The organism is Rhodococcus sp. ARC_M5, assembly GCF_022810405.1.
GTDB classification, from domain to species: Bacteria; Actinomycetota; Actinomycetes; order Mycobacteriales; family Mycobacteriaceae; genus Rhodococcoides; species Rhodococcoides navarretei.
On record NZ_JALGQE010000005.1, the window covers coordinates 375,122 to 381,536 of the forward strand.

At 64.4% G+C, this 6,415-nt stretch carries 6 protein-coding genes; 5 read left to right on the plus strand and 1 reads right to left on the minus strand.

Going from position 1 to position 6,415, the window contains the following annotated elements; all coding sequences use genetic code 11:
* Positions 1-286 precede the first annotated feature (286 nt).
* The 3 genes from MTX34_RS11145 (at position 287) to MTX34_RS11155 (ending at position 4,190) form a co-directional block, all read left to right on the plus strand.
* Positions 287-1,237 carry an acyl-ACP desaturase gene (locus MTX34_RS11145; RefSeq protein ID WP_243609487.1) on the plus strand — a complete coding sequence of 317 codons (951 nt, stop codon included), beginning with the start codon at positions 287-289 and terminating at the stop codon, positions 1,235-1,237.
* A gap of 205 nt (positions 1,238-1,442) precedes the next feature.
* Complete coding sequence (locus MTX34_RS11150) at positions 1,443-2,441, plus strand: diguanylate cyclase (RefSeq protein WP_243609488.1); 999 nt, start codon at positions 1,443-1,445, stop codon at positions 2,439-2,441.
* A 120-nt stretch (positions 2,442-2,561) separates the two neighbouring features.
* Positions 2,562-4,190: an alpha/beta hydrolase gene (locus MTX34_RS11155; protein WP_243609489.1), complete on the plus strand. Its 1,629-nt coding sequence runs from the start codon at positions 2,562-2,564 to the stop codon at positions 4,188-4,190.
* On the opposite strand, the gene MTX34_RS11160 is transcribed toward MTX34_RS11155, so the two are convergent.
* Positions 4,185-4,601, minus strand: a complete 417-nt coding sequence (locus tag MTX34_RS11160) for a hypothetical protein (RefSeq protein ID WP_243609490.1) — start codon at positions 4,599-4,601, stop codon at positions 4,185-4,187. The two genes, MTX34_RS11155 and MTX34_RS11160, sit on opposite strands and share 6 nt — an antisense overlap.
* A gap of 94 nt (positions 4,602-4,695) precedes the next feature.
* Between MTX34_RS11160 and MTX34_RS11165 the strand changes: the two genes are divergently transcribed.
* Together MTX34_RS11165 and MTX34_RS11170 are read left to right on the plus strand one after the other, a co-directional pair.
* Positions 4,696-5,232: a peptidylprolyl isomerase gene (locus tag MTX34_RS11165; protein ID WP_094632154.1), complete on the plus strand. Its 537-nt coding sequence runs from the start codon at positions 4,696-4,698 to the stop codon at positions 5,230-5,232.
* 25 nt (positions 5,233-5,257) lie between these two features.
* Positions 5,258-6,187, plus strand: a complete 930-nt coding sequence (locus MTX34_RS11170; protein WP_243609491.1) for a rhomboid family intramembrane serine protease — start codon at positions 5,258-5,260, stop codon at positions 6,185-6,187.
* Positions 6,188-6,415 lie beyond the last annotated feature (228 nt).

The following is a 6,415-nucleotide window of genomic DNA, read 5'->3' on the forward strand; positions in this document are numbered from 1 at the left end:
CCCACGGGCAACGGGCGAGCTCACCGGAATGGTTGTGATCGAACCCAAGGTGGTCTTCGGTTGGGCGCCCATATGTCCAGACAGTCGATCGTTCTGTTTCGCAAGCACGAGTCGGTCCATAGCGTTGTCGGTGTTCAAGAGCGTCGGTTCTCGAATCGATGTGAGTGATCGCGGCGGCGCACCGCAGGGGGGTGTGCCGTCGTTCGATCTCGGCGAAAGGTGTTCGCCACAGTCTCGAATCGATCGGCGATTTCAGACATTTGGGATTTCTAAGGAGCCCCGGCCAATGACGCGCGTTCTCGATCACGAAGAGCTGTTGACCGAACTCGACGGCACGCTGGAAGCCAATTTGAATCGTCATCTGTCGATGGCGAAGGAGTGGCATCCCCATGACTACGTTCCGTGGGATCTTGGTCGGAACTTCGCGGCCATGGGTGGGGAGGACTGGTCGCTCGAGCAATCCTCGTTGTCGGAGTTGGCCCGCACCGCGATGATCACGAACTTGCTCACCGAGGACAATTTGCCGTCGTATCACCGGGGGTTGGCGGATAATTTCTCGCTCGACGGTGCGTGGGGCACGTGGGTGGGTCGGTGGACGGCAGAGGAGAACCGTCACGGCATCGTGATGCGCGATTATCTGGTGGTGACGCGTGCGGTCGACCCTGTGGGGTTGGAGCGGGCTCGGATGCATCACATGACGGTGGGTGTCGATGCACCCATGGATGGCGCGAACTTCTTGCATTCGGTGGCGTACGTGACGTTCCAGGAGTTGGCGACGCGTGTCTCGCACCGGAACACGGGATTGGCGTGCGGGGATCCGGTAGCCGATCGAATGCTGGCTCGGGTGGCGGCGGACGAGAATCTGCACATGATCTTCTACCGCAACTTGGGTGAGGCGTCGCTGGATCTGGTGCCGGATCAGATGGTTCGCGCCATCACCGACGTCGCTACCGACTTTCAGATGCCCGGCCTGAACATGCCCAATTTCCGAAAGAACGCGATGATCCTGGCCAAGAACGGGATCTACGATCTCCGCCAGCATCTGGACGAGGTATTGATGCCGGTGTTGCGTAAGTGGAGGATTTTCGAGCGGAACGATTTCACCGGTGAGGGCGAGCGCGATCGCGATCGTCTGGCGGCGTTCGTGGAGGATCTGGCGGCCAAGGCAACCAAGTTCGAGGAGTCACGCGACCGCCTGCTCGCCAGGGAGGCTGCGCGCGCCGAGAAGGCGTCCTGACCTGCTGCGCTTTCCCTGTCCGGAGTCGTGGTCGAGGCACGGGGATGTTAGAGTCCGGGCATCGTTGGGTCATGTGAGGCGATGGCCGTAGTGCGTGGGGAGGGCCGATGGTGCCTGGGGGGTATCGGATGAGCGGTGGGGCACGCTTCTGTGTGTCCTGTCCGCAACCGGCAGAGCAAGGGCCTTGCGTGGCTGGGATCGGCTGGTGAGCAGGCTCAGGTTCGACGAGTCGGGCCGCATGCTCGCGGTGTTCGCGGCAGTCACCACGGTTCTCTACGCCGCCAGCGCCATTGCGTCGTGGTCGAACCTGTCCGGTGCCCAGCAGGTTCTGGCGGCGTTGGCGCTGCTGCTGGGCCCGCTGGCGATCGTGGTGCTGGCGAGGGCGGCTGTGCCGAGCCCCAAACACGCAGTGGGATTCGCGACCGCATTGTCGGTGGTGGCCCTGGCGTGCGCGCTGGGCAGTAGCGACACCATGCCTGCGTTCTTGATCTGTGTACAGGCGGCCATGTTTCTCGGCATGCACATCGGTGCGTTCTGGTCCGAGCGCAATGCCGGCATTTGGGTTGCAGTGCTTGCTGTTTCGGCAGTCATCGGTGCCGCGATCGCGCCGTACGGTACGCCCTTCATCAGTTACATCCTCGTTGCTCTCGGAATCGTCGGCGCGACCGAGGTATTCGGTGTGTTCGCGCGTCGAATGCGCTACTCCGCGACGCACGACGCGCTGACAGGGCTGCTCAATCGCTTCGGCTTCGAGTCCAAGATCGACAAGATGTTGCCGGCATGCGCTGCGCGTGGCTTGTCGGTCAGCCTTGCCGTACTCGATCTGGACAACTTCAAGGAGATCAACGACGAGTACGGCCACATCGCCGGTGACGTTCTGCTCACCAGAGTCTCGAAAGCCTGGAAGGGCCAGCTGACCAGACGCGATGTGCTCGGTCGGCTCGGTGGCGACGAATTCGTGCTGTTCATGCCGGGGGTTCTGGAAAAGGAAGCCTGGCAGATCATCGAGAGATTGCGTCGCGCGCATCGCGCCGAATGGAGCGTCGGCCTCGCGTGCATGCCCGCGGATCGCCGTTGGGGCGAGATCTACCGTGCAGCAGACGCCGATCTGTACCGGGCGAAGCGAAGCAGGCCACCGAGGACCAGTCGGCAGGCCGATCCCGACGCCGGCTACAGCGGCCCAGTTCGCAGAATTGCGCAGTAGCATCCGCACTTTCCATCGTTGATCCCCAGATTTCGTCCACAGGCTGTGGATAGATTTCCCGTTTCGGTTCACCCTTCGCGTTGACTCGTCGGAAACGACGATGCTGCGGGGGGATACGCGATGGTCACTCTCGACCAGTTCAGATCGTGGGACAGCCGCGTGCTGGCTACCGTGTCCGAGCACCTCATGCGTCGGTGGCGCGACATGACCGGCCTGCACGATTCGGCTACGGACGAGATCATGTTCGACGGGTGGCGCGGCCCTGCGGCCGATGCGGCGCGGGAGGCACTCGGACGCATCCGACTCGAACTGTCGGACGCCACCGACGAGTTGCTCCGGATCGCGACGTGCACCGCGGATGCCGCCATCGATATGGCGAGTGTGGTTGCAGCCCTGCGCGCAGTGGAGCAAGCGGCCACGGACGAGCGATTCACAGTCGGATCCGACGGCACGGTGACCGACACCGCGTCGTACTCGGTTGCGTCGGCCGACCTGTGGTCGACGAGGCGAGAGCGACGCCGTCGCTGCGAGGACTTGACCGACCGCATCTCGCAGCTGGTGCGAAGTGCCACCGACTTCGACGACGCCCTTGCCCGACGCCTTGCCGGGCGAGCCTCGGCCGATGCGATCGCAACCGTGGTGGCGGCTTCGGTGCCACACGATGCAACGCCGGCTGCCAATGCCGCCTTCTGGAGCGCGCTCTCGCCCGCGGCGCGCACCCGGCTGCTCGTCGAGCAGCCCGCCCTGATCGGCAATCTGGACGGTCTGCCCGGACGTGTCCGCGACAGCGCGAACCGTCGGGTGCTGGTCGCCGAGCGCATTCGCCTGCGTGCTACCGAGTCGAAACTGCGTAAAGAGCTGGAGGGCAACACCTTCGGCGGCTTGTTCACGGACGCCGATGCCGGCTTGGAGCAGACTCGAGCGCGGCTGGCGTCGCTCGATGCAATCGAGGCGGCCTTGGAGCGGGGAGGACGGCAGCTTCTGGTGCTCGACAATTCCTCGTACGAGGAAACGATGGCAGCTGTCGCGGTGGGCGATGTCGATACGGCAACCCATGTGGCCGTCTTCGTACCCGGCCTCGACTCGACCGTGCACGGAAACGGGCTCCGGTACGACGAAGACATGGAGAACTTGAAACAAGCTGTGCAACAGCTACTTCCGGGAGATTCGTCGCAGACTGCGGCCGCGGTGACCTGGCTCGACTACCAGGCCCCTCAGCTCGGGTGGAGCATGCTCGATCCCGACCGGACGGTGGTGTCCGGCGCGGCGGCCAGGGTAGGGGCCGATCGACTGGCACCGTTTCTGGACGGACTCGACGCCGCACGCGCGAGCGATCCTCACTTGTCGGTACTGGCCCACTCGTACGGATCCCTCACTGCGGCAGCGGCTTTCCGGAACGACACCGGGGTCGACGACTTCGTGGCTCTGGGATCACCGGGACTGGGCACCCACAGCGTGGAGGAGCTTCGGCTTCCGACGGGGCACGTGTTCGCAGCCGAGGCAGGCGCGGATATCGTGGCCGACCTCGGTGCGTTCGGCCGTGACCCGGGCGTGCTGGACGGCATCACGCTTCTCGCCACCGACGGATCCGATGGACTCATCGGCTCGCGCGGACACAGCGACTATCTGACCGATGGGACGACCAGTGCTCACAACGCTGCACTGGTCGTCGCCGACCGTAGCGAGGAGGCCGCGATGCGGACCAGGCCCGGCCTGTTCGATCTGGTGCAGAGAATTCTGTATCTATGACGACGCTTCGTCGTAGTCGGCCAGACTCGGCGGAACATCGGCAGGTGGCGGTACCTCGTTGCGACGGCGACCGAGCAGGAACACGGCACCTCCCACAACGGCCGCCGCGGCACCGAGGAGCAGGAACTTTCGGGTCCGACGCGATCCCGACTCGGCCGTGACCAACGCTGTGGTGCGGTTCGCGCGCGCGATGTGCTCCGCGGTGGCTGCCCGCCTCTGGGCGGCTTGCTTGCGAGCCAGGCCGTAGCCTTTCTTGGCCAGCAGCAGACCGACTCCGGCCGGGCCCCTGCTTGCGGCGGAGGCCGCGCCGAGCAGCGCAGACGCAGCCGCTCGCCTCGGTCGTTCCGCAGGCTCCGCTCCTGCGGTACCGGTGGTCGACCGAATCTGATCGGACTTCGTTGTGCTCGTCATACCTTCACTGTTCCACAACAGGCCCCTGTCGAACCGTCCTGATGCACCCGTCTCGATGCCCGTTGTGAACTGCCCGGTCACTCGGGATGGCACGATGGAGGGCGTGACTTCACCAAACAAGACCCAAACGGCCACGTTGCACACCAACCGGGGCGATATCGTCATCGAACTGTTCGGCAATCACGCCCCCAAGACCGTCGCGAACTTCGTCGGTCTCGCGGACGGATCCAAGGAGTACACGACGCAGAACGCGTCGGGTGCCAAGACCGGACCGTTCTACGACGGCGCAGTCTTCCACCGCGTCATCGACGGCTTCATGATCCAGGGCGGCGACCCCACCGGCACCGGTACAGGCGGACCGGGCTACAAGTTCGAGGACGAGTTCCACCCCGAACTCTCCTTCGATCGCCCGTACCTGCTGGCCATGGCCAACGCCGGCCCCGGCACCAACGGCTCGCAGTTCTTCATCACCACCGGCAAGACCCCCCATCTGAACCGCAAGCACTCGATCTTCGGTGAGGTCACCGACGAGGCGTCGAAGAAGGTCGTCGACGCGATCTCCAGCACGCCGGTCGGCCGCGGCGATCGTCCGGTGGACGAGGTCGTCATCAACAACATCACCATCGCCTGATCTGCCCGAAGGACTTGAAGAGAACATGACGAACCCCGGCTGGGGTGGCGCGTACGGCGACCAACCCAACCCACCTCAGTCGGTGTGCGTCCGACATCCCGATCGCCCCACCGGCCTGGCCTGTTCGCGTTGCGGGCGGCCGGCATGCCCACAGTGTTTGCAAGCCGCAGCTGTCGGCCAGCACTGCGTCGACTGTGTACGCGAGGGCAACAAGAACGTGCGGACGGCGCAGACCATTGCCGGCGCGCCGATGACGCGATCGGCCAAGACCCCACTGACATTCGCGCTCATCGCCGTCAACGTCATCGTCTACGCCATCACGGTTGCGCAGTCCGGCGATCCGATGAACAACACCTCCGGCTCCGGGCTGGCCCGTAGCTGGGCTCTCAACAGCCTGCTGGTTGCCGACGGCGACGTGTTCCGGCTGGTCGGCAGTGGCTTCGTCCACTACGGGCCGATTCATCTGCTCGTGAATATGTTCGCGCTGTACATCATCGGTCGCGACGTCGAACTCGTGCTCGGTCGAACTCGCTATCTGGCCGTCTACTTCCTCTCGCTCCTGGGCGGAAGCGCGTCGGTGATGCTGCTGGAGAATCCGCTCGTCTCCACCGTCGGCGCGTCCGGCGCAGTCTTCGGCCTCCTGGGCGCCCAAGCCGTCATCCTGCTGCGGCTCAAGCGCAGCCCGGCTCCGATCCTCATCGTCATCGCGGTGAACATCTTCATCAGCATCTCCATCCCCAGCATCTCGCTCTGGGGCCATATGGGTGGCCTCGTCGCCGGTGCAGCAGCCACCGCCGGTTTGGTGTTCCTCTCCAACCGAACTGGTGGGACGGGAGCACCGAGAACCCTGGCCGGCCTGTCCATGGCGTGGTTGTCGGTGATCGCCGTTGCTGTGGTGTCCCTCGGAATCATCGCGATACGAGTGCTCGACCTCCGCGCGCAGTTGGGCATCTGACAGTCAGCTGCCCGGACTCCACCGCTCGCCTCACGGGGTCCACTGAATGTGACATCGACCCCCCGAAAGGCCACTGAACGATGCTCCTATGTTTGTCAAGTGGTCTGGGGCGGCTTGAGTAGGCCGTAGATTTCGCGGGCGATGGCGCGTTTGAGGCATCGGGTGATCTCGCGTGGGGTCTTGCCTTCTGTCAGTCGCCGGTCCCGATACTGCTGGGTTCGTTCGTCG